The organism is Pseudomonas sp. TR47, assembly GCF_044143025.1.
GTDB classification, from domain to species: domain Bacteria; phylum Pseudomonadota; class Gammaproteobacteria; order Pseudomonadales; family Pseudomonadaceae; genus Aquipseudomonas; species Aquipseudomonas putida_E.
This window is the reverse complement of the sequence record NZ_JBHFCS010000001.1, coordinates 347,445-367,975: the sequence shown is the minus strand read 5'-3', so window position 1 is coordinate 367,975 and position 20,531 is coordinate 347,445. Positions and strand designations below refer to the sequence as shown.

15 protein-coding genes and 1 pseudogene are annotated in these 20,531 nt (G+C 64.3%); 11 read left to right on the top strand and 5 right to left on the bottom strand.

Going from position 1 to position 20,531, the window contains the following annotated elements; translation table 11 throughout:
* Positions 1-3 precede the first annotated feature (3 nt).
* Entirely contained in the window at positions 4-1,107 is a 1,104-nt protein-coding gene (locus tag ACEWE8_RS01675) for an NADH:flavin oxidoreductase (RefSeq protein WP_046784530.1), read from the top strand.
* Here the strand turns inward: ACEWE8_RS01675 and ACEWE8_RS01670 are convergent.
* Entirely contained in the window at positions 1,076-2,290 is a 1,215-nt protein-coding gene (locus ACEWE8_RS01670; RefSeq protein ID WP_395589208.1) for a glycosyltransferase family 4 protein, read from the bottom strand. The two genes, ACEWE8_RS01675 and ACEWE8_RS01670, sit on opposite strands and share 32 nt — an antisense overlap.
* A 174-nt stretch (positions 2,291-2,464) precedes the next feature.
* Here ACEWE8_RS01670 and ACEWE8_RS01665 point away from each other — a divergent pair.
* Positions 2,465-3,193 (top strand): annotated as a pseudogene (locus ACEWE8_RS01665) (PAS domain-containing protein); the annotation flags it as partial.
* Positions 3,194-3,349: 156 nt separating this feature from the next.
* Positions 3,350-3,781 carry a methyl-accepting chemotaxis protein gene (locus ACEWE8_RS01660; RefSeq protein WP_395589214.1) on the top strand — a complete coding sequence of 144 codons (432 nt, stop codon included), beginning with the start codon at positions 3,350-3,352 and terminating at the stop codon, positions 3,779-3,781.
* A gap of 102 nt (positions 3,782-3,883) precedes the next feature.
* On the opposite strand, the gene cysZ is transcribed toward ACEWE8_RS01660, so the two are convergent.
* Entirely contained in the window at positions 3,884-4,612 is a 729-nt protein-coding gene (gene cysZ / locus ACEWE8_RS01655) for a sulfate transporter CysZ (RefSeq protein WP_046784527.1), read from the bottom strand.
* Between the two features lie 329 nt (positions 4,613-4,941).
* Between cysZ and trxB the strand changes: the two genes are divergently transcribed.
* Positions 4,942-5,904 carry a thioredoxin-disulfide reductase gene (gene trxB / locus ACEWE8_RS01650; protein WP_003247318.1) on the top strand — a complete coding sequence of 321 codons (963 nt, stop codon included), beginning with the start codon at positions 4,942-4,944 and terminating at the stop codon, positions 5,902-5,904.
* Between the two features lie 74 nt (positions 5,905-5,978).
* Here trxB and nadC read toward each other — a convergent pair whose 3' ends face one another.
* The gene (gene nadC, locus ACEWE8_RS01645) at positions 5,979-6,827 is read right to left on the bottom strand and encodes a carboxylating nicotinate-nucleotide diphosphorylase (RefSeq protein ID WP_046784526.1); all 849 of its coding nucleotides are present in this window, start codon (positions 6,825-6,827) and stop codon (positions 5,979-5,981) included.
* 243 nt (positions 6,828-7,070) lie between these two features.
* On the opposite strand from nadC, the gene ACEWE8_RS01640 reads away from it, so the two are divergent.
* The 4 genes from ACEWE8_RS01640 (at position 7,071) to ACEWE8_RS01625 (ending at position 12,836) form a co-directional block, all read left to right on the top strand.
* Positions 7,071-9,236: a DUF1631 domain-containing protein gene (locus tag ACEWE8_RS01640; RefSeq protein WP_046784525.1), complete on the top strand. Its 2,166-nt coding sequence runs from the start codon at positions 7,071-7,073 to the stop codon at positions 9,234-9,236.
* Positions 9,237-9,321: 85 nt separating this feature from the next.
* On the top strand, positions 9,322-9,894 hold the full coding sequence (gene ampD / locus ACEWE8_RS01635; protein WP_046784524.1) for a 1,6-anhydro-N-acetylmuramyl-L-alanine amidase AmpD: 573 nt from the start codon (positions 9,322-9,324) through the stop codon (positions 9,892-9,894).
* Positions 9,891-10,721: a regulatory signaling modulator protein AmpE gene (gene ampE, locus ACEWE8_RS01630; RefSeq protein ID WP_046784523.1), complete on the top strand. Its 831-nt coding sequence runs from the start codon at positions 9,891-9,893 to the stop codon at positions 10,719-10,721. The genes ampD and ampE overlap by 4 nt, the downstream gene beginning before the upstream one ends.
* A 102-nt stretch (positions 10,722-10,823) precedes the next feature.
* Positions 10,824-12,836, top strand: coding sequence for a methyl-accepting chemotaxis protein (locus ACEWE8_RS01625; protein ID WP_046784522.1), 2,013 nt, complete (start codon positions 10,824-10,826; stop codon positions 12,834-12,836).
* 6 nt (positions 12,837-12,842) lie between these two features.
* Here ACEWE8_RS01625 and ACEWE8_RS01620 read toward each other — a convergent pair whose 3' ends face one another.
* Complete coding sequence (locus ACEWE8_RS01620) at positions 12,843-13,619, bottom strand: TatD family hydrolase (RefSeq protein ID WP_046784521.1); 777 nt, start codon at positions 13,617-13,619, stop codon at positions 12,843-12,845.
* 2 nt (positions 13,620-13,621) lie between these two features.
* Positions 13,622-14,617 (bottom strand): catabolite repressor/activator, encoded by a 996-nt coding sequence (gene cra, locus ACEWE8_RS01615; protein ID WP_012316208.1) that lies wholly within the window; start codon positions 14,615-14,617, stop codon positions 13,622-13,624.
* Positions 14,618-14,913: 296 nt separating this feature from the next.
* On the opposite strand from cra, the gene ptsP reads away from it, so the two are divergent.
* From ptsP to ACEWE8_RS01600, 3 genes are read left to right on the top strand one after another with little or no spacing between them, the layout of a single operon-like run.
* Complete coding sequence (gene ptsP, locus ACEWE8_RS01610) at positions 14,914-17,766, top strand: phosphoenolpyruvate--protein phosphotransferase (RefSeq protein ID WP_046784520.1); 2,853 nt, start codon at positions 14,914-14,916, stop codon at positions 17,764-17,766.
* A complete protein-coding gene (pfkB, locus tag ACEWE8_RS01605; protein ID WP_046784519.1) occupies positions 17,767-18,714 on the top strand; it encodes a 1-phosphofructokinase in 948 nt (315 codons plus the stop codon).
* On the top strand, positions 18,711-20,450 hold the full coding sequence (locus ACEWE8_RS01600) for a PTS fructose-like transporter subunit IIB (RefSeq protein WP_046784518.1): 1,740 nt from the start codon (positions 18,711-18,713) through the stop codon (positions 20,448-20,450). The genes pfkB and ACEWE8_RS01600 overlap by 4 nt, the downstream gene beginning before the upstream one ends.
* Positions 20,451-20,531: the final 81 nt, after the last annotated feature.

Below are 20,531 nucleotides of genomic sequence, written 5' to 3'. Positions count from 1 at the left end.
CCAATGCCCACCAACCCTCTTTTCAAGCCTTTCACCCTCGGCGCGCTCGAGTTGCCGACCCGCGTCGTCATGGCGCCGATGACCCGTACCTTCTGCCCCGGCGGCGCACCCCATGATGGCATGGTCGAGTACTACCGCCGCCGCGCCGCCGCAGGTGTGGGCCTGATCATCACCGAAGGCACAACGGTTGAACACAAGGCCGCCAACGGCTATGCCAATGTCCCGCGTTTTCATGGGGAAGACGCCTTGGCCGGTTGGAAGCGCGTAGTCGATGCTGTCCATGCCGAAGGTGGGCGTATTGTCCCGCAGCTGTGGCATGTGGGCGCGGTACGCCGCCTGGGCACCGAACCTGACGCCGGAGTGCCGGGCTATGGGCCAAGCGAAAAGGTCAAGGATGGGCAGGTGCTGGTGCACGGCATGACACAGGGCGATATCCGTGAGGTCATCGCCGCGTTCGCCGCTGCAGCACGCGATGCCCAGGCCATTGGCATGGACGGCGTGGAGATCCATGGTGCCCACGGCTATCTGATCGACCAGTTCTTCTGGGCCGCCAGCAACCGTCGCGAAGATGAGTACGGCGGCGACCTGGCGGGCCGCTCGCGCTTTGCCATCGAGCTGATCCAGGCCGTGCGGGCTGCTGTGGGCCCTGACTTCCCGATCATCTTGCGCTTCTCGCAATGGAAGCAGCAGGATTACAACGCTCGCCTGGTTGAAACACCTGAGGCACTGGCCGCTTTCCTTACGCCCCTGTCCGATGCGGGTGTGGATATCTTTCACTGCTCGACGCGACGGTTCTGGGAGCCGGAGTTCGAAGGTTCCGAGCTGAACCTCGCCGGGTGGACACGCAAGCTGACAGGCAAACCGACCATTACCGTGGGCAGCGTCGGGCTCGATGGCGAGTTCCTGCAGTTCATGGTCGATACCGATAAGGTGGCCAAGCCCGCCAGCCTCGAAGGCTTGCTGCGTCGCCTGGGTGATGAGGAATTTGACCTGGTGGCCGTAGGCCGGGCACTGCTGGTGGATGCCGAATGGGCGCAGAAGGTTCGCGAAGGCCGCGAAGCGCAGGTGCTGCCGTTCAGCCGCGAGGCGCTGTCGACCCTGGCTTGACCGCCAGAGCGGTGCCTGCAGGCTCGGTACCCGCAGGCGCTGCCAGGCACGCGCTGTACAGATGCGTCTCGAATTGCTCGACGATCGCCGGCCAGCCTTGGCGGCTGGCATGCTGGCGGGCATTGAGGCGTACCCGGCGCAGGGTTTCGCTTTCTTCGAGCAGCCAGCAGGCCGCATCGATGAACGCCGCCTGATCACCGGGCATGGCCAGGGCTCCGCTGTGCCCGTGGCGGATATGCTGGGCGGCAGCGGCCTCATCATAGGCAACTACCGCCAGCCCCGAGGCCATGGCTTCGAGCACTACATTGCCAAAGGTTTCGGTCAGGCTGGGGAACAGGAACAGGTCGCCGCTGGCATAGTGCTCGGCCAGTGCTTCACCCCGCTGGGCGCCACAGAACACCGCATCGGGCAGCTGCTGTTCGAGAGCAGCACGCTGCGGGCCGTCGCCAACCACGACCAAGCGCAGCCGCGTGTGTGGATAAGTCTTCTTCAGGGCGTCCAGGCATGGCCGTAGCAGCCCCAGATTCTTTTCCGCCGCCAGGCGCCCGACGTGCAGTACGGCGATGTCTTCAGGGCCCAACCCCCAGGCGTCACGCAACGCCTGGCTGCGCCTGGCCGGGTTGAACAGGCAGGCATCGACACCACGGGCCATCAACGTAAGGCGTTCGAAGCCACGCCGCTCCAGTTCCAGCTTCTGGCTGGCGCTGGGCACCAAGGTGGTGGCCGTGCGTCGATGGAACCAACGCAGGTAATGGGTGAGCAACCGCGCCAGTAGGCCAAGGCCATACCGGCCGCAATACTGCGGGAAATTGGTATGGAAACCACTGACCACGGCGATGCCCAGGCGCCGGGCCGCCCGTAACGCACTGAACCCCAGCGGGCCTTCCGTGGCAATGTACAGCACATCCGGGCGCTGCCGGCGCCAGCGCCTCAACAGCTTGTGCATCGACACTTCGCCCCATTGCAGCCCCGGGTAGCCCGGCAGGCCCCAGCCGCGGCACAGCAAAAGGTCCTGATCGTCGCCTGCGGGCAATTCACCGGCCTGGCGTGGCCGCACGATCTCCACCTGGTGGCCACGCTGCCGCAAGCCATCGCCAAGTCGGCCGAGCGTATTTGCCACGCCGTTGATTTCGGGTGGGAAGGTTTCACTGACGAGGGTAATGCGTAGGGCAGGTGTGTTCATGAAAAAAGTTTCCGCTTGCTGCGTTGCGCTTATGTGACAGCCTTGTGACGTGCCGATGACGCCTGATTGCCGGCAGCTCCAGCGGGATGAATATTTCCTCGTGCAGCACTCAAGAGCCCTGCCAGGCAGCCGATGAAGATGCATTCGATCAGGTGACTCGCTCCGGGAGCGGTGATGTTCAACAGCAAGCTCAAAAAAGAAATCCAGCAACTGCGAGAGGAGCTTCATTCCATCGAGCAGATCAAGAACAGCCTGGACAGCGAAATGCTGGTGCTTCAGCTCGACCCCCAGGGGCGTATCGAACTGGTCAACGGCAATTTCGAGAAAGAGATGCTTTACCGCAGCGAGCAGTTGATCGGGCGCAATATTGAAGACATCGTGCCGGAACATGTGAAGAAGCTCGATTTCTACCAACGCATGAAAAGCGCCATCAGCCGCGGCGAACACCTCAACGGTGCTTTCCGGTTGCTGCGTGGCAACGGCGAAGAAGCCTGGTTGCGCTCGATCCTGCAACCGGTCAAGGGCAGTGACGGACGCATCAGGCATTTTTCCATGCACTGCAGCGACCTGACCCGCACCATAGAGACCTCGCGCGAACATGAAAGCCTGATCAAGGCACTGATGCGCTCCACTGCGGTGATCGAATTCAACCTCGACGGTCAGGTGCTGACTGCCAATGACCGCTTTCTGCAAACGGTGGGCTACAGCCTGGAGCAGATTCGCGGCAAGCACCACCGTATGTTCTGCGAGCCGGAAGAAGCCAATTCGGCGGGCTATCAGGCGTTCTGGGACAAGCTGCGCCGCGGTGAATACGTGGCCGATCGGTTCAAACGGATCGACGCCCATGGGCGTACGGTGTGGCTGGAAGCTTCCTACAACCCGATCATCGATGCCCATGATGTGCTGTACAAGGTGGTGAAGTTCGCCACCGTGATCACCGACCAGGTCAATCAGGAGCAGGCCGTGGCGCAGGCAGCCGACATCGCCTACAACACCTCGCTGGAAACCGACAACAGTGCGCACAAGGCTACCGATGTGGTGACCCAGACCGTCGAGGTGATGCGTGGGCTGGAAGGGTCGATGCAGGAAGCCGCAGAAGGCATCCAGGCGCTGGACAAACAGTCCAAGGTGATCGGCGCGATCATCAAGACCATCAGCGACATTGCCGGCCAGACCAACCTGCTGGCGCTCAACGCGGCCATCGAGGCCGCCCGGGCGGGTGAGCAGGGTCGCGGCTTTGCCGTGGTGGCCGACGAAGTGCGCCAGCTGGCTTCACGTACCAGCACCGCCACCGAAGAAATCGCCAAGGTGGTGCAGGAGAACGAGCAGTTGGCCCAGGCGGCGGTGGACATCATCGATACCAGCAAGCGCCAGGCCGAACAGGGGCTGGCGCTGGCGGCGGATACCGGCGGGGTGATCGTCGAGATTCAGGAAGGGGCGAAGAAAGTTGTGGATGCGGTCGGGCAGTTTTCCAGCCGGTTGGGGCAGTAAGGCCCAGGATTCAGCGGTGATGCACATGTTGCTGGGGCCGCGTTGCGGCCCTTTCGCGACACAAGGCCGCGCCTACGGCGGGCCGCGCATGCGGGCCGGGGATCAGTTGCGCTCGCGTACCCAGAACAGCGTGGCCCCTGCCACCGCAGCCGGCATCATCAGTACGTTCACCACCGGCACCATCAGCGCCAGGTAGGTGATGCCGCCAAAGCCCAGCGACTGCCAGCGCTTGCTGCGCAGCCAGGCGAGCATGTCCTGCCAGCTCATCTTGTTGTTGTCCGCCGGGTAGTCGATGTACTGGATGGCCATCATCCACACACCGAAGATCAGCCATAGCGGCGCTGCGATCACGTTCACCACCGGGATGAACGAGAGGATGAACAGCGCGATGGCCCGTGGCAGAAAGTAGCCAAGCTTGCGCATTTCGCGGCTGAAGGTGCGTGGCACCATCGCCACCAGCTCGCCCCAGCTGAACGCCGGGAAGTTGTCCTCGCCACGTACCACCACCTCGACCTTTTCCGCCAGAAAACCATTGAAAGGCGCGGCGATGATGTTGGCCACCAGGGTGAAGGTGAAAAACACCATCAATACCAGCAAGGCGACGAACAGCGGCCAGAGGATGTAGCTGAGGAAGCTCAGCCAGTCCGGCAGGGTAGGCATCAGGGCATCGAGCCAAAGGCCGAACTGGTGGCCGGCGAAGTAGATCATGCCGCCGAACAGCAGCAGGTTGATCGCCAACGGCAGCAGTACGAACAACCGCAGATTGGGGCTGAGCACCAGTTTCAGGCCTTCGCGCAGGTACTGGGGGCCAGAGAGGACAGGGGCTTGCATCGAGACGCTCCGCAGAGAAGGGAAAACGCGCTGACCTTACCGGCTTTGCCGCGCCGACGAAAGGCGGGCAGAGGATGGGAAACTGCCTGTAACAAAAGCACCACGGCCTTTTCCATAGGAGAAATTGACGTATAGAGGATGCCTATGAGGTGGATTGTCGAAGGATATTTCCTTAATCTCTGCCACCTCGCTACAGTGCGCTCAACTTTCAGGTTTCGGACCTGCGCGTTGTAGCCTTCCCCAAGTGCTGCGTGGGTCCTTTTTAATTTCAGCTGGCGCAGCCGGTATACCGATGCCGGCCCCTGAGGCCCGCTCGACAGGAGTTCGACATGTCTGAAGTACGTCATTCGCGCGTCATCATCCTCGGTTCCGGCCCTGCCGGTTACAGTGCCGCGGTGTACGCCGCCCGCGCCAACCTCAAGCCGCTGCTGATCACCGGCATGCAGGCCGGCGGTCAACTGACCACCACCACCGAAGTCGACAACTGGCCTGGCGACCCCCATGGCCTGACCGGCCCGGCGCTGATGCAGCGCATGCAGGAACACGCCGAGCGTTTCGAGACCGAGATCGTCTTCGACCACATCAACGCCGTCGACCTGGCCAACAAGCCCTTCACCCTGCAGGGTGACAGCGGCAAGTACACTTGCGATGCACTGATCATCGCCACCGGTGCCAGCGCGCGATACCTGGGCCTGCCCTCGGAAGAAACCTTCATGGGCAAGGGTGTGTCGGCCTGCGCTACCTGCGACGGCTTCTTCTACCGCAACAAGCCGGTGGCTGTGGTCGGCGGCGGCAACACTGCCGTTGAAGAGGCGCTGTACCTGGCCAATATCGCCAGCAAGGTAACCCTGGTGCACCGCCGCGAAACGTTCCGTGCCGAAAAGATCCTGGTCGACAAGCTCAACGCCCGTGTCGCCGAAGGCAAGATCGAGCTCAAGCTCAACGCTACCCTGGACGAAGTGCTGGGTGACAACATGGGTGTGACCGGTGCGCGCCTGAAGAACAACGATGGCAGCAGCGACGAAATCAAGGTCGACGGCGTGTTCATCGCCATCGGCCACACGCCGAACACCTCGCTGTTCGAAGGCCAGCTCACCCTGAAGGACGGCTACCTGGTGGTCAACGGCGGCCGTGAAGGCAACGCTACCGCCACCAATGTCGAAGGCGTGTTTGCCGCAGGCGACGTGGCTGACCACGTTTACCGCCAGGCGATCACCTCTGCCGGTGCCGGCTGCATGGCGGCGCTGGACGTCGAGCGCTACCTGGACGGCCTGGCCAACGCCTCGTTCTGATCCGCAGCGCACAAAAAAACCGGCCATCTGGCCGGTTTTTTTGTGTCTTGGGTTTTGTGCAGGTTTCGCCCCCTTCAGAGGCTCAGGCGCATCGACAGGTCGACGGCCTTCACATCCTTGGTCATCGCACCAATGGAGATGTAGTCCACCCCAGTCTCGGCAATCACCCGCAGGGTGCTTTCGGTCACCCCGCCACTGGCCTCCAGCTTGGCTTTGCCAGCGGTAATGCGTACCGCTTCGCCCATTTCGTCCAGGCTCAGCTCGTCGAGCATGATGATGTCGGCACCGGCGCTCAACGCCTGGCGCAGTTCATCCAGGCTTTCCACCTCGATTTCCACCGGCTTGCCCGGAGCAATGCGGTGGGCTGCCGCTACTGCTTCGGGCACACCGCCGCTGGCGGCAATATGGTTTTCCTTGATCAGGAAGGCATCGAACAGGCCGATGCGATGGTTGTGGCAGCCGCCGCAGGTCACTGCATATTTTTGCGCCAGGCGCAGGCCGGGCAGGGTCTTGCGGGTGTCGAGCAGTTGCACCCGGGTACCTTCGACCAGGTCGGCAAGCGCACGGGCACGTGTGGCCACGCCCGACAACATCTGCAGGAAGTTAAGCGCACTGCGCTCGCCGCTGAGCAGTGAACGTGCCGGGCCTTCGAGGTGGAACAGCACCTGGTTGGCCGTGGCGCGGTCACCATCGGCCACCTGCCAGTGCACCGCCACACGCGGGTCGAGTTGACGGAACACGGCATCGACCCAGGCGGTGCCTGCAATCACGCAATCTTCGCGGGTGATGATGGTGGCCTTGGCCAGGCGCTCGGCCGGAATCAGCTGCGCGGTGATGTCGCCGCTGCCGATGTCCTCCAGCAGGGCGCGGCGCACGTTGGCTTCGATCTCGGCGGTCAGGTCGGCAAGGCGTAGGTTCGGCATGGTCGGCTCCACAAGCAAGTTGCCGGCGATTATAGGGCAGGGGGCCGCTGTTTACAGCCGGCTTGCACCTGACCTTTGGTCAGGCCGAGTGAGCATTTGGCAAAAAATACAGTCATTTACCGGCGAGTGAAGAGGTGCTGGCAGGTATCGGCATTTTTACCGATAATGGCGCCCAGTATTTGGCGTCATAGCTTTGACGATTTTTCACTTTTATCGAACACGTCGCCCAGCAAGGAGTTCGGGATGCATAAAGAAGGCAAGGTGGTGCCCCTGGCGGCCGCCATCGATCGGGGTGCGCGCACGCCCTTGCCTTGCCTGCCGATGCTGTTGCTGCAGGTGCGCGACAAGGCGGCCCTGCAATTGCGCCAGGGCTTGCAGGCTTTGTTCGACAACGCTGACGATACCCTCTTTGAAATGGCCGAGAAGGCTGCTGACCGTTTCGATCAGAACCTGTATTTCGAGGCCATGCGCGACTTGCGCCTCAAGCGCAAGAGCATCGAGCGCGGCTTTCTCGACAGGTTCTACGAGAGGTTCGCCCGCATAGGTGAGGCCGAGCCACTGGGCTTCGTGGCCATTACCGATCACCCGAAAAACAAGGCGCAACAGGAGCGGGCAGCGACCGTCGAGGGTATGGTTGCGCGCGTGCTGTCGCGCGACGCAATTGCCCTGGAGCAGTTGACCCTGCGTTTGCAGGCCCTGCTCGAATGTACGCTGGACCTGCAAAAAAGCCCCCTGGCGCCTGGCGCATTGTGTGGCTACTTCCTTGATGCCGGGCGTAACCTGGGTGTTGGCCTGCGGGTCAAACTGGTCCTGCTGAAGTTGTTCGAACGTTACGTGCTGCGTGATACCGACGTGCTCTATGGCGAAGCCAACCAGTTGCTGGCCGCTGCCGGCGTGCTGGCAGAGCTGCCGCCTGCGCCGCGCCGGCGTGCCGAGGACTGTCGCCTGAGCTCGCGGCGGGCGCCGGCCAGCCTGGGGCCTGACGAGGCCATCGGCGCGGACAGTGCCGGCCAGGCTTTCTTCACCTCGGTGCAAGGGCTGCTGGCACCGGCCCGCGGCAGGATCGCGCCACGCTTGCAATCCATTGCCACAGCCCAGCCGATAAGCACCGCCGACCTGCTGCGCCTGCTCACGCATTTGCAGCACTATGTGCCGGCCACCTTCGACGAAGACGATTTCGACCTTGGCCAGCAGCTCGAACAGTTGCTGTTGCGGGTCAGCGTGCGCAGTGGCACCCGCCGGCGTATTGGCACGGCCGACATAGACATGATCAACCTGGTCGGCCTGCTGTTCGACTACATCCAGGCCGATGACAACCTGCCGCACAGCCTGCGGGCGCTGATTGCCCGCCTGCACATCCCACTGCTCAAGGTGGCATTGCTCGACAAAGGGCTGTTCAGCCGCGCCAGCCACCCTGCTCGGCGCTTGCTCAATGAGATCGCTGCAGCCTCTATCGGCTGGGAAACCGGTAGCGAAGGCCTGCGTGACAGCCTGCACCTGCGTGTAGGGCGCATCGTCCAGCGTCTGCTCAATGACTTCACCGAGGACTCGGCCCTGTTCGCCGAACTGCTGGAGGACTTCATGGCCTTCAGCCAGGATGAACGGCGGCGCAACGAACTGCTCGAACAACGCACCCGCGATGCCGAAGAAGGGCGTGCGCGTGCCGTGCAGGCTCGCCAGCAGGTGCAACAGGTACTCAACCAGCGCTTGCGCGGTCGGGTGCTGCCTCAAGCGGTCGTGCAGATGCTGGTGCAAGCCTGGAGCCAGGTGCTGCTGCTGGCATGGCTCAAACAGGGTGAGGGCTCCGCGGCGTGGATCAACGCCCTAGCGACCATGGACACATTGCTTGCCAGCATCATTCCCCGGCGTGATCCGCAGGCCCTGCTGCAGCAAGTGCCCGGCCTGCTCAAGGCATTGCGTGAGGGTTTGGCCGGCGTGGCGCTGGACTCGCAGGCGACCCGCGACTTTTTCCAGCAACTCGAGCAACTGCACCTGCGTGCCTGTGCGGGGGCCGAACTGCCGCTAACCCCAGACGGTCAGGCTCTGGCCGAAGTGTTGGTGGCTGAGGACATCGTGCTGGCCATGGCCGAAGAGCCCGCTTGTGCGCCGCTGCACCCGCACGACGAGCAAGCCGCACAACTGCGCGCGGTACAGCGCCTGCGCATCGGCGCCTGGATAGAAGTGCTCGACGATGACGAGCCGTTGCGCTGCAAACTGGTGGCGCGTATCGACAGCAGTGACCGCCTGGTATTCGCCAACCGCACCGGGATGAAGGTCCGCGAGTGGAACATGCTGGGCCTCGCCCAAGCACTGCGCCTTGGTGAGGTGCGGCTGCTGGACGATGGCCTGCTTTTCGAGCGGGCGCTGGAGACCGTGCTGGAAAGCTTGCGCCAGCAGCAGGTTCATTGACCTGCTACTGCAGATTCACATGCAAAGCGCGATACTGGCAGGGCATACTGCGCCTCTGTACCCAGCGTTCTTCAGGAACTGCCCCATGCAATTGGACCGTGCCACCGGCTGGTTCCACGGAAACGGAATCACCCACTGCCCTTCGCCGAACTTCAACGCGCGACCCGAGGGCGAATCGATTTCCCTGCTGGTGATCCACAACATCAGCCTGCCGCCGGCCTGCTTCGGCAGCGGCAAAGTCCAACAGTTCTTCCAGAACCGCCTGGACCCCAGCGAACATCCCTACTTTGCCAGCATCAGCCACCTGACCGTATCGGCGCACCTGTTCGTGGAGCGCGACGGTGCGGTGACCCAGTTCGTGTCGTTGCTGGACCGTGCCTGGCATGCCGGCGTGTCATGTTTTGACGGGCGAGAAGGCTGTAACGACTTTTCCATCGGTATCGAGCTGGAAGGTACCGACGACCTGCCGTACAGCGATGCCCAGTACCGTGTGCTGGAGCAACTCACCCGGCAGATTCAGGCGGCCTGGCCGGTTATCGACCTGGGCCGGATCCAGGGCCATAGCGATATTGCCCCGCAGCGCAAGACCGACCCTGGCCCGGCATTCGACTGGCAGCGTTACCGCGCAGCCGTGCAGCACAACGAGGACAAGGCATGAGTTTTCTGGTGTTGATACTGGCGTTGTGGGTCGAGAAGTTCTCCGCCCTGCGCCATCAGGTACAGCGCGATGGCTTCTTCCTGGGCGAGCTGGTGCGCCTGGAGCGCAGCGGGAAGGTGCACCCCTGGTGGAGCCTGGCCATCCTGGTGCTTGCACCCGTGGCGGTGCTGGTGTTGCTGTTGCACGTGCTCGACCCGGTGGCCTATGGTTTGCTGGCCCTGCCGGTGCACCTGCTGGTGCTGATCTACAGCCTCGGCCGTGGCGATGCCAAGGCCGCCCTTGGGCCGTTTCGCGATGCCTGGCGGCGCGGCGACGACCAGGCCGCGCTGCATGTGGCCGAGCGCGACCTGGGCCTGGTGGCTGATGAACCCCAGGCTTTGCTGGTGCGCGTGCAAGGCTACCTGTTGTGGCAGGCCTATCAGAGTTTCTTCGCCGTGATCTTCTGGTACTTCGTGCTCGGCCCCGGGGCGGCGCTGGCCTATCGCCTGCTGGCGCTGACAGGCGATAACAGTTGCCAACCGGCGCTCAAGGCCCGGGCCGAGCAGCTGCGGCACATCATGGACTGGCTTGCGGTACGCGTGTTGGCCCTGAGTTTCGCCCTCGTCGGCAATTTCGTCGCAGTGACCCGCGTGATGCTGCACGAACTGCTCAACTGGCACATCAGCGCCGGGCACCTGGTGGCCAGGGTCGGTCGGGTTGCCGATGACATTCCCGAACAAGAGGACAGCCAGCGCGGTCTGGCTCGGCTCGATAGCCTGTGGGAGCTGCTGTTGCGCTGTGCGGTGCTGTGGTATGCGGGCTTTGCGCTGTGGACGGTGCTGGTCTGAGCGCCGGTTAACCTTAAGTTACAAACCTCCGGTTCGATCTGCGCTATACAGGTGGCCTAGTGCTACCCCTCGCAGAACAACAAGAATCCAAGGAGGTGCCCCGTGAAGCGTCTGCTCTACCCGGCAATCGCACTGATGAACCGGCTGAGCTTCGGCCAGAAGTTCAGCCTCATCAGCGCCCTGTTCTTCCTGCCCATGCTCGCCACCAGCAGCTACCTGGTGCGCGACGCCTATCAGCAGTTTCAGGCAACCCGTGCCCAATTGCAGGGTATTACCCCGCTTAGCGGCAGCTTGGCATTGCGCACCGACCTGGAAGCCCTCGGCAACCTCATGCAGATCAATGCCGTGCTCGGGCAGTCGGGCCAGGCCGGCGACCTGGAGTCACGCATCGCTGCGTTGCAGGACAAGGTCCAGGCACAGGTGCAGGCCCTGCAGGGCCATGAGTCGGTTCCCCAGGCCAAGCTGGACGAGCTGGCTGGCGCTTTTGCCAGCGCCCAGGCCGAAACGTCCTTGCAGGCCAAGGTCGCCCTGTTCGACAAGCTGCTGGCTCAAGCACAGGTGCTGAGCAAACTGGTGGCCAGCCAGTCCGGTCTGAGCCAGGACAGCCAGGTTTCGGTGCGCCAGTTGAGCGAACTGCTCGGCACTGCCACCGCCCAGGTGACCCTGGCCTTGGGCGAGGGCAGGACGATGGGCGCCATCGCGCTTGGCCGAGGGTTCATCGACTCATCCGGTAGCGTCCGCTTCGAAGACCTGCTGCAACGCCTGGAGCGTTTGGCGGCGGACTATGGCATGCGGGTGGATGAAGCCCTGGCCAGTGACCCCGGCGTCCCTGCCGACATGATCGCCGCGGCACAGGCCAGCAAGCTTTCCGTCAAGCAAGCCGCCGCGTTGTTCGAGGAGCGTGTGGTGGTCGCTGAAACCCTTGATGCGCCCTGGCCCGCCTTCTATCGACAGGTGAGTGAGCTGATGGCTCACACCTACCAACTGAACGAACAAGTCCTTGGGCATCTGCACCTGCAGTTGCAGGAGCGTCTTGGCCAGCAGCGCCTGCGCATGGTCGCCTTGGGGGCCGTACTGGCGGGCGTTTTCGCGCTGATCCTTTACCTCTACGGGGGCTTCTATGTATCGATCCGCACGACCCTGCGCAAGCTGGGGGGCGCGATGGACAAGGTGGCGGCCGGTGACATGACGGTCAGTTTCAAGGCCCGCAGCCGCGACGAACTGGGCGAACTGGCCCAGGGCTTCAGCGAAACCGTGCGCCGTATACGTTGCCTGATCGAGCAGGTCGGCCACACCGTTGTGGCGGTCGAAGCGCAGGCCGGGCAGGTACTGGCGGTATCGGCACGCAGCAGCCAGTCAGTCAGCGGCCAGCGTGAACAGATCGAGCAGGTCGCCACGGCGATGAACCAGATGAGCGCCACTGCGCAGGAAGTGGCGCGCAGCGCTGCATTGGCCGCCGATGGTGCGCAGCAGGTCAACCACGAAAGTGCCAATGGCCGCACGTTGGTGCAAGAGCAGCAGGGCAGCATTGGCCGGCTGGCAGCCGAAATCGACCAGACGGTGCTGGCGATCAATCAGCTGGCTGACGACAGCCAGGCGATCAGCCAAGTCCTGGAGGTGATCCGCAGTATCGCCGAGCAGACCAACCTGCTGGCACTCAACGCTGCAATCGAGGCAGCTCGGGCCGGTGAGCAAGGCCGGGGGTTTGCCGTGGTCGCTGATGAAGTGCGTACCTTGGCCAAGCGCACCCAGGATTCCACCGCGCAGATAGCGCAGATGATCCAGCGTTTGCAGGACGGTGTCGGGGCAGCGGTTCGCGCCATGGGCAGTAGCCATCAGATGGCGGCGGGCACGGTCGAGGAGGCACGCCAGGTGCAGCAGGCGCTGGGCAACATCCTTGGCGCGGTTGGCGGCATTGTCGAGCAGAACCAGCAGATAGCGGCGGCGGTAGAGCAGCAGACGGCGGTGGCCCATGACATCGACCAGAACATCGTGGCGATCAACCAGGCGGCACAGGACACCTCGGTGGGGGCTTGCCAGGCCGAGGATGCCAGCCGGGCATTGTCGGAGCAGGTGGTAGAGTTGAAACGGTTGATCGGGGCGTTCAGGGTTTAGCCAGAACTACCAGCCAAACAACTCACAGGCGTTCTTGCTGCTGGCCTCGGCCAACACGTGCACATCAATGCCCATTACCTCAGCCAATGCCCCGGCAATCTCCGGTAGATGCTCCGGGCTGTTTCGCTCACCGGCAAACATCGCCGGCGCCATGTCCGGGGCGTCGGTTTCCAGCACGATGCTTTCCAGCGGCAGGCGCGGCAGGGTCTTGCGCAAGCGCACTGCCTGCGGCCAGGTCCCGGCACCACCCAGCCCGAGCCGGAAACCAAGCTTGATGTACTCGCGCGCCTCTTCATAACTGCCCGCGAACGCGTGGATGATCCCGGCCCGCGCCGGCTTGTAGCGCTTGAGTGTGGCAATCACCTGGGCATGGCTGCGGCGCACGTGGAGCAGGGCGGGCAGTTCGAAGTCACAAGCCATCTGCAATTGTGCTTCGAACAGCGCTTGCTGGCGCGCCTTGTCCAGCGTCTCGACGTAGTAGTCCAGGCCGAACTCGCCCACGGCGCACAGCCGCGGATCGCCCTGCAGGCGTTCAAGCCATTGGCGCAACTGCACCAGGTGCTCGGGGCGGTGCTGCTCCAGGTAGATCGGATGCAGCCCAAGCGCTGCGCGCACGCGCTCATCGCTGCAGGCCAGGTCCCACACCCGCTGGAAATTGGCCTGATAAACCCCCAGCACTACCATGCGCTCCACCCCACGCCCTGCCGCGTCAGCCAGCAGGCGCGTGCGGTCGGCATCGAAGTCGGGGAAGTCCAGGTGGGTGTGAGTGTCGATCAGGCGCATGTTCAGGCCACAGTAATACGTTGCTTGAAGGTTCGACCGATGGCATGCACGCCGGGTTCGTAGCGTTTGTCCTCGATGGCCGCCAAGGCAAGTTCCAGGGCGGTGGCGGCGATCAGGCCATGTTGCTGGGCCATGGCGTTGACCGGCAGCGGCAGAAAATCGAGCAACTGGTTGTCACCGAAGGTGCCCAGGTGCAGCAGGCGCGAATCGGCCGGGCGCGCCTGCAGGGTGTCGAACACGCCTTGCAGCAGCACGTAGGACGTCGTGACCAAGGCATCCGGCAGGCCGCCCAGCTCGTCGATCAACTGCTGCATCAAGCGCTGGCCGCATTCGCGGCTGAATGCCTCGCCTTGATAACGGCGCACGTCCCCGGCAAAACCCTGCATGGCTTCGTCGAAGCCGCCTGCGCGGGCCTGGCTGACCGACAGCTCCGGGCGCGCGCCGATCAGTGCGATGCTGCGCGGTGCCGTGGCCAGCAGGCTATCGGCCAACTGGCGGCTGGCATCGCGATCATCGCTGATGACCGAACAAAAGTGTGCCGGGTTCAGGCGCCGGTCGATGGCGATAACCGGCAGGCCCTTGTCCTGCAGTTCGCGGTAGCTGTCATCTTCGGGGGGCAGGCAACTGGCGACGAACAGGGCATCGCAACGCCGGGCCCGGAACAGCTGCTGCAGTTGGCGCTCACTGTCGGGCCTGTCATCGCTGCTGGCGATCAGCAGTTGATAGCCACGGGCGCGGGCGCCTTGCTCCAGCTGCTTGGCAATGCGCGCGTAGCTGGGGTTTTCCAGGTCCGGCAGAATGAAGCCCAAGGTGCGGGTATGCCGGCTGCGCAGGCCCGCAGCCTGGGGGTTGGGCGTGAAGCCGTGGGCCTCGACCACCGCACGCACCCGCTCGACGGTGCTGTTGCTGATGCGCTGCTGTTCGGCCTTGCCATTGATGACGTAGCTGGCAGTGGTCACGGACACACCAGCCAGACGGGCGATATCGCTGAGTTTCACCGAATTTTCCTTGTTATTACCGGGGCGGGCTGTACAACCAGACCGGGCAGTTTGACCCGGGCCGGCCACCACGCGCAGACGACCATTGTCGCAATTGTCCGACAGGATGGGGCTTTTTCCCCGGAAGATTATCGAGTAACGTGGCCGCTTGGTCAGATTAAACGTTTCAGCTATTAATTTTTCTGCCTTCCCTGCCGCTCGTGCAAGGCCGTTGACTGGCTGAATACGTGAATTTCACAACAATACCTCAGTACCCGGTGCAAAAGTGCGCGCAGGGGCTGCAAAAGGAGAAGGTCATGCTCGAGCTCGCCAAAGAGCAGATAGCCATGGGCCAGACGGCCGTCGACAAAGGCCAGGCTCTGCGCCTGCTGGCGGATCGACTGGTCGCTGACGGCCTGGTCGCCGAAGGGTACCTGCAGGGCCTGCAGGCGCGCGAAGCGCAAGGTTCTACATTCCTCGGCCAAGGCATCGCCATCCCCCACGGCACGCCGCAGACCCGCGACCTGGTGTATGCCACTGGCGTGCGTTTGCTGCAGTTTCCTGAAGGCGTGGACTGGGGGGACGGCCAGATCGTCTACCTGGCCATCGGCATTGCCGCACGCTCCGACGAGCACTTGCGTTTGCTGCAGTTGCTGACCCGTGCCCTGGGCGAGACCGACCTGGCCGAAGCCCTGCGCCGTGCCAGTTCCGCCGAAGCGCTGCTCAAGCTGCTGCAGGGCGCACCCCAGGCGCTGGCGCTGGATGCGCAACTGGTCAGCTTGAACCTGCCCGCCGAAGACTTCGACGAGTTGGCCTGGCGCGGTGCCCGCCTGTTGCAGCGTGCCGGGTGTGTCGACAATGGTTTTGCCGCGGTGCTGCAGCAGGCCGAGCCCTTGCCCCTGGGCGAGGGGCTCTGGTGGCTGCACAGCGAGCGGCAGGTACGTCAGCCAGGCTTGGCCTTCGTCACCCCGCAGCAGCCGCTGCGCTACCGCGACCAGCCACTCAATGGCCTGTTTTGCCTGGCCAGCCTCGGCGCTGCCCACCAGGCGCTGCTCGAGCGCCTGTGCGAGGTACTGATCGAGGGGCGCGGGCAAACGCTTTACCAGGCCACCAGCAGCCGCGCGGTACTTGAGGTGCTGGGTGGTGAGACCGCTCCCGACTGGCCCTGCGCTCGTTTCGTGCTGGCCAACCCACATGGCCTGCACGCCCGCCCGGCAAAAATCCTGGCGCAGTTGGCCAAGGGTTTTGAGGGCGAAATCCGCCTGCGTGTGCTGGACAGCGCGCAACCTGCGGTTTCGGTCAAGAGCCTGAGCAAGCTGCTCAGCCTTGGCGCACGCCGTGGCCAGGAACTGGAGCTGCTGGCCGAGCCGTCCATTGCCGGTGATGCCTTGCCGGTACTGCTGACGGCAATCGAGCAGGGCTTGGGTGAGGACGTTGAGCCATTGCCGAAAACTGCGGCTGCGGTGAACCCAGCGCCCGTCGAGGTGTTGCAGGCGCCGGCTGCCGGTAGCCGTATCCAGGCCGTGGCTGCGGCCCCCGGCATTGCCAGTGGGCCCGCGCATGTCTGCGTCGAGCGTGACATCGATTATCCGCTGCGTGGCGAATCGCCAGCGCAGGAGCGGGTCAAGCTGCGCCGGGCACTGGAGACGGTGAACGCCGAGCTGCAGGCCCTGGTGCAGCGCAGCGACAAGGCCGTCGGCGAGATCTTCGTCACCCATCAGGAAATGCTCGCCGACCCTGCACTGGCCGACGATGTCGAACTGCGTCTGGCCCAGGGTGAAAGCGCCGCCGCCGCGTGGATGGCCGTGATCGAAGCGGCGGCCCGCCAACAAGAGGCGCTGCATGATGCGCTGCTCGCCGAGCGTGCTGCCGACCTGCGCGATATCGGCCGCCGGGTGCTGGCGCAGTTGTGCGGTGTGCAGACGCAGGCCGAGCCTGAGCAACCTTACGTGCTGGTGATGGGCGAAGTCGGCCCCTCTGATGTGGCCCGCCTGGACCCGGCGCGGGTTGCCGGTATCGTCACCGCCCATGGCGGCGCAACCGCTCACAGCGCGATCGTTGCGCGGGCCTTGGGCATCCCGGCGGTGGTCGGCGCGGGGGCGGCGATTCTGCTGCTTGAACCAGGTACGCCGCTGTTGCTCGATGGCCAGCGCGGCGTAGTCAGCGTCGCCCCGCCAGCCGATGAGTTGCAACGTGCGCTGGCCGAGCGTGACCTGCGCGAGCAGCGCCTGCAAGCAGCCTGGGCCAACCGTCATGAGCCAGCGGTAACCCGCGATGGCCATGCCGTCGAAGTATTCGCCAACATCGGCCAGAGCGGCGGCATCGACAAGGTGGTGGAGCAAGGCGCCGAAGGTATCGGCCTGCTGCGCACCGAGCTGATCTTCATGGCCCACTCGCAGGCGCCGGATGTCGCCACCCAGGAAGCCGAATACCGCCGTGTGCTCGATGGGCTGGGCGGGCGGCCACTGGTAGTGCGCACCCTCGATGTGGGCGGTGACAAACCGTTGCCCTACTGGCCGATCGCTGCCGAGGAAAACCCCTTCCTCGGTGTGCGGGGCGTGCGCCTGACCTTGCAGCGCCCGCAGATCATGGAAGACCAGCTCCGGGCCCTGCTGCGCGCCGCGGATCAGCGCCCGTTGCGCATCATGTTCCCGATGGTCGGCCAGGTGCATGAGTGGCGGGAGGCGAGGGCGATGGTCGAGCGCCTGCGCGAGGAAATTCCGGTAGCCGACCTGCAACTGGGCATCATGGTCGAAGTGCCGTCCGCCGCTTTGCTGGCGCCACAATTGGCCCGCGAAGTGGACTTTTTCAGTATCGGCACCAACGACCTGACCCAGTACACCTTGGCCATCGACCGTGGCCACCCCAGCCTGTCGGCCCAGGCCGACGGCCTGCACCCGGCCGTGCTGAGCCTGATCGACATGACCGTGCGCGCTGCCCATGCCGAGGGTAAGTGGGTAGGGGTGTGCGGTGAACTGGCCGCCGACCCGCAGGCGGTGGCGGTGCTGCTGGGCCTGGACGTGGACGAACTGAGCGTGGCCGCCCGCAGCGTTGCCGAAGTCAAGGCCCTGGTTCGCCAGGCCGATCATCAGACGGCCCGCGCCCTGGCGCGCGAGGCCCTGCAACAAGACAGCGCCGCAGCGGTTCGCGCGCTGGTGGAGCGTTACTGAATGGCCAAGATCCTTACCCTGACCCTGAACCCGGCGCTGGACATCACCGTCAGCCTCGATGCCCTGCGCCCCGGGCACGTCAACCGTGCCCAGGACCAGCACAGCCATGCCGCCGGCAAAGGGCTGAACGTGGCCCAGGTACTGGCCGACCTGGGGCACAGCGTGACCGTCGGTGGTTTCCTTGGCCAGGGCAACCTGCAACCGTTCGAGGCGTTGATCGAATGGCGCGGCTTTGCCGATTGCTTCGTGCGTGTACCGGGTGAGACGCGCAGCAACCTCAAACTGGTCGAGGCTGATGGCCGGGTGACCGACATCAATGGCCAAGGCCCTCAGGTCGATGAGGCCGCATGTGAGGCCCTGATGCGCCTGCTTGAACAGGTGGCCCCCGGGCATGACGCCGTGGTGGTGGCTGGGAGCCTGCCACGCGGTATCAGCCCGGACTGGTTCGCCCGGTTGCTCGAACAGCTCAAGGGCCAAGGCCTGAAGGTTGCCTTGGACAGCAGCGGTGCGGCCCTGCGCGCAGGCCTGCAGAGCGCCCCCTGGCTGGTCAAGCCGAACACCGAAGAGCTGGGCGAAGTGCTTGGCCTTGACGTGCACAGCGCCGCCGAACAGCAGGCTGCCGCCCAGCGACTGCTGGCCACCGGTGTCGAGCACGTTGTGGTGTCGGCGGGGGAGCAGGGCGTCAGCTGGTTTACAGCCGGCCACGCGCTGCACGCCCAGCCACCGCAGGTGCAGGTTGCCAGCACGGTGGGCGCGGGCGACTCGCTGGTGGCGGGCATGGTTCACGGCCTGCTGCTGGCTGAAGCGCCTGCGCAGACCCTGCGCCGCGCCACAGCCATCGCCGCCCAGGCCGTGACCCAGGTCGGTTTCGGTATCCGTGACCGCGAGCAACTGGCGCGCCTGGAGGCCGCCGTGCAACTGACAGAACAACAAGAGGCTCGCCGATGAACATTGCCATTGTCACCGCCTGCCCCAACGGCCAGGTGTCCAGCGTGCTGAGCGCGCGCCTGCTGGCCGCTGCCGCCCAGCGCCGCGGCTGGAAAACCTGCGTGGAAGTGCAGGATGCCGAGCATCCCGACCGCCAGCTGAGCGCCGCGCAGATCGCTGATGCCGACTGGGTGCTGGTTGTCAGCACTGGGCCGGTTGACCTGGCCCGCTTCGCGGGCAAGCGTTTGTTCCAGAGCACACCGGCGCAAGCGCTGGCCGACCGTGAAGGTTTCCTCGACGAGGCGGCCGCAAATGCCCAGGTACAGGTCGATACTCATCAAGCCGAACAGCCCCTGGCCACTGCTGCGGCCAAGCTCGTCGCGGTAACCGCCTGCCCGACTGGCGTGGCGCACACGTTCATGGCAGCCGAAGCGTTGCAGCAGGCCGCGCAACAGCTTGGCTATCAACTGACGGTAGAAACCCAAGGCTCGGTTGGCGCGCGCAACCCGCTGTCGGCCCAGGCCATCGCCGAAGCCGACGTGGTGCTGCTGGCCGCCGATATCGAAGTGCCCACGGCCCGTTTTTCCGGCAAGCGGATCTACCGTTGCGGTACCGGCATCGCCCTCAAGCAAGCCCGCGCCACGCTGGACAAGGCCCTGGCCGAGGCCAAGGTGGAAAGCGCAGGTGACGCTGCAGCCGCTTCAAGTGCCGGCAAGGCCGAGAAAACCGGTGTTTATAAACACTTGCTGACCGGTGTTTCTTTCATGCTGCCGATGGTGGTGGCAGGCGGCTTGCTGATCGCCCTGTCGTTCGTCTTTGGCATCGAAGCCTACAAGGAACCGGGCACCCTGCCGGCTGCATTGATGCAGATCGGCGGCGAGGCCGCATTCAAGCTGATGGTGCCGTTGCTGGCGGGGTACATCGCCTGGTCCATCGCCGACCGCCCGGGCCTGGCGCCCGGCATGATCGGCGGCCTGCTGGCCAGCACCCTGGGGGCCGGTTTCATCGGCGGTATCGTCGCCGGCTTCCTCGCCGGTTACAGCGCCAAAGCCATTGCGCGCTGGGCACGCCTGCCGAGCAGCCTCGATGCGCTCAAACCGATCCTGATCATTCCGCTGCTGGCGAGCCTGTTCACAGGCCTGGTGATGATCTACGTGGTCGGCCAACCGGTGGCCGCCATGCTCGAAGGCCTGACCCAGTTTCTCGACAGCATGGGCACCACCAACGCCATCCTCCTCGGGCTGCTGCTTGGCGGCATGATGTGCATCGACCTGGGCGGGCCGATCAACAAGGCGGCCTATGCCTTTTCGGTAGGGCTGCTGGCATCCTCGAGCTACGCGCCGATGGCGGCGACCATGGCAGCCGGCATGGTGCCGCCGATCGGCCTCGGTATCGCCACGTTCCTGGCCCGGCGCAAGTTCGCCCAGAGCGAGCGCGAGGCCGGCAAGGCCGCTCTGGTGCTGGGTTTGTGCTTCATTTCCGAAGGCGCCATCCCGTTCGCCGCCAAAGACCCGCTGCGGGTCATCCCGGCAAGTATCGCCGGCGGCGCATTGACCGGCGCGCTGTCGATGTATTTCGGTTGCAAGCTGATGGCGCCCCATGGCGGGCTGTTCGTGCTGCTGATTCCCAATGCGATCAACCATGCGCTGCTGTACCTGCTGGCCATTGTCGCGGGTAGCCTGCTGACGGCGGTGGTGTATGCGCTGATCAAGAAGAGTGAACGGGTGGAAATGGTCGTGGCGCCGGCCAAGGGCTAGGGCGTTCGATCATCACTGGCCTCATCGCTGGCAATTCGGCTCCCCAGTTACCCCACGGCTCTCAAGGCCATGGGTGTACCT

Bases quoted from the DNA above. Each gene is read 5' to 3' on its own strand.
- ampE (WP_046784523.1), top strand. From the start codon at position 9,891: ATGAGTTTTCTGGTGTTGATACTGGCGTTGTGGGTCGAGAAGTTCTCC.
- ACEWE8_RS01640 (WP_046784525.1), top strand. From the start codon at position 7,071: ATGCATAAAGAAGGCAAGGTGGTGCCCCTGGCGGCCGCCATCGATCGG.
- cysZ (WP_046784527.1), bottom strand. From the start codon at position 4,612: ATGCAAGCCCCTGTCCTCTCTGGCCCCCAGTACCTGCGCGAAGGCCTG.
- ptsP (WP_046784520.1), top strand. From the start codon at position 14,914: ATGCTCGAGCTCGCCAAAGAGCAGATAGCCATGGGCCAGACGGCCGTC.
- ACEWE8_RS01670 (WP_395589208.1), bottom strand. From the start codon at position 2,290: ATGAACACACCTGCCCTACGCATTACCCTCGTCAGTGAAACCTTCCCA.
- ampD (WP_046784524.1), top strand. From the start codon at position 9,322: ATGCAATTGGACCGTGCCACCGGCTGGTTCCACGGAAACGGAATCACC.
- ACEWE8_RS01600 (WP_046784518.1), top strand. From the start codon at position 18,711: ATGAACATTGCCATTGTCACCGCCTGCCCCAACGGCCAGGTGTCCAGC.
- ACEWE8_RS01660 (WP_395589214.1), top strand. From the start codon at position 3,350: ATGCGTGGGCTGGAAGGGTCGATGCAGGAAGCCGCAGAAGGCATCCAG.
- pfkB (WP_046784519.1), top strand. From the start codon at position 17,767: ATGGCCAAGATCCTTACCCTGACCCTGAACCCGGCGCTGGACATCACC.
- ACEWE8_RS01675 (WP_046784530.1), top strand. From the start codon at position 4: ATGCCCACCAACCCTCTTTTCAAGCCTTTCACCCTCGGCGCGCTCGAG.
- ACEWE8_RS01620 (WP_046784521.1), bottom strand. From the start codon at position 13,619: ATGCGCCTGATCGACACTCACACCCACCTGGACTTCCCCGACTTCGAT.
- trxB (WP_003247318.1), top strand. From the start codon at position 4,942: ATGTCTGAAGTACGTCATTCGCGCGTCATCATCCTCGGTTCCGGCCCT.
- nadC (WP_046784526.1), bottom strand. From the start codon at position 6,827: ATGCCGAACCTACGCCTTGCCGACCTGACCGCCGAGATCGAAGCCAAC.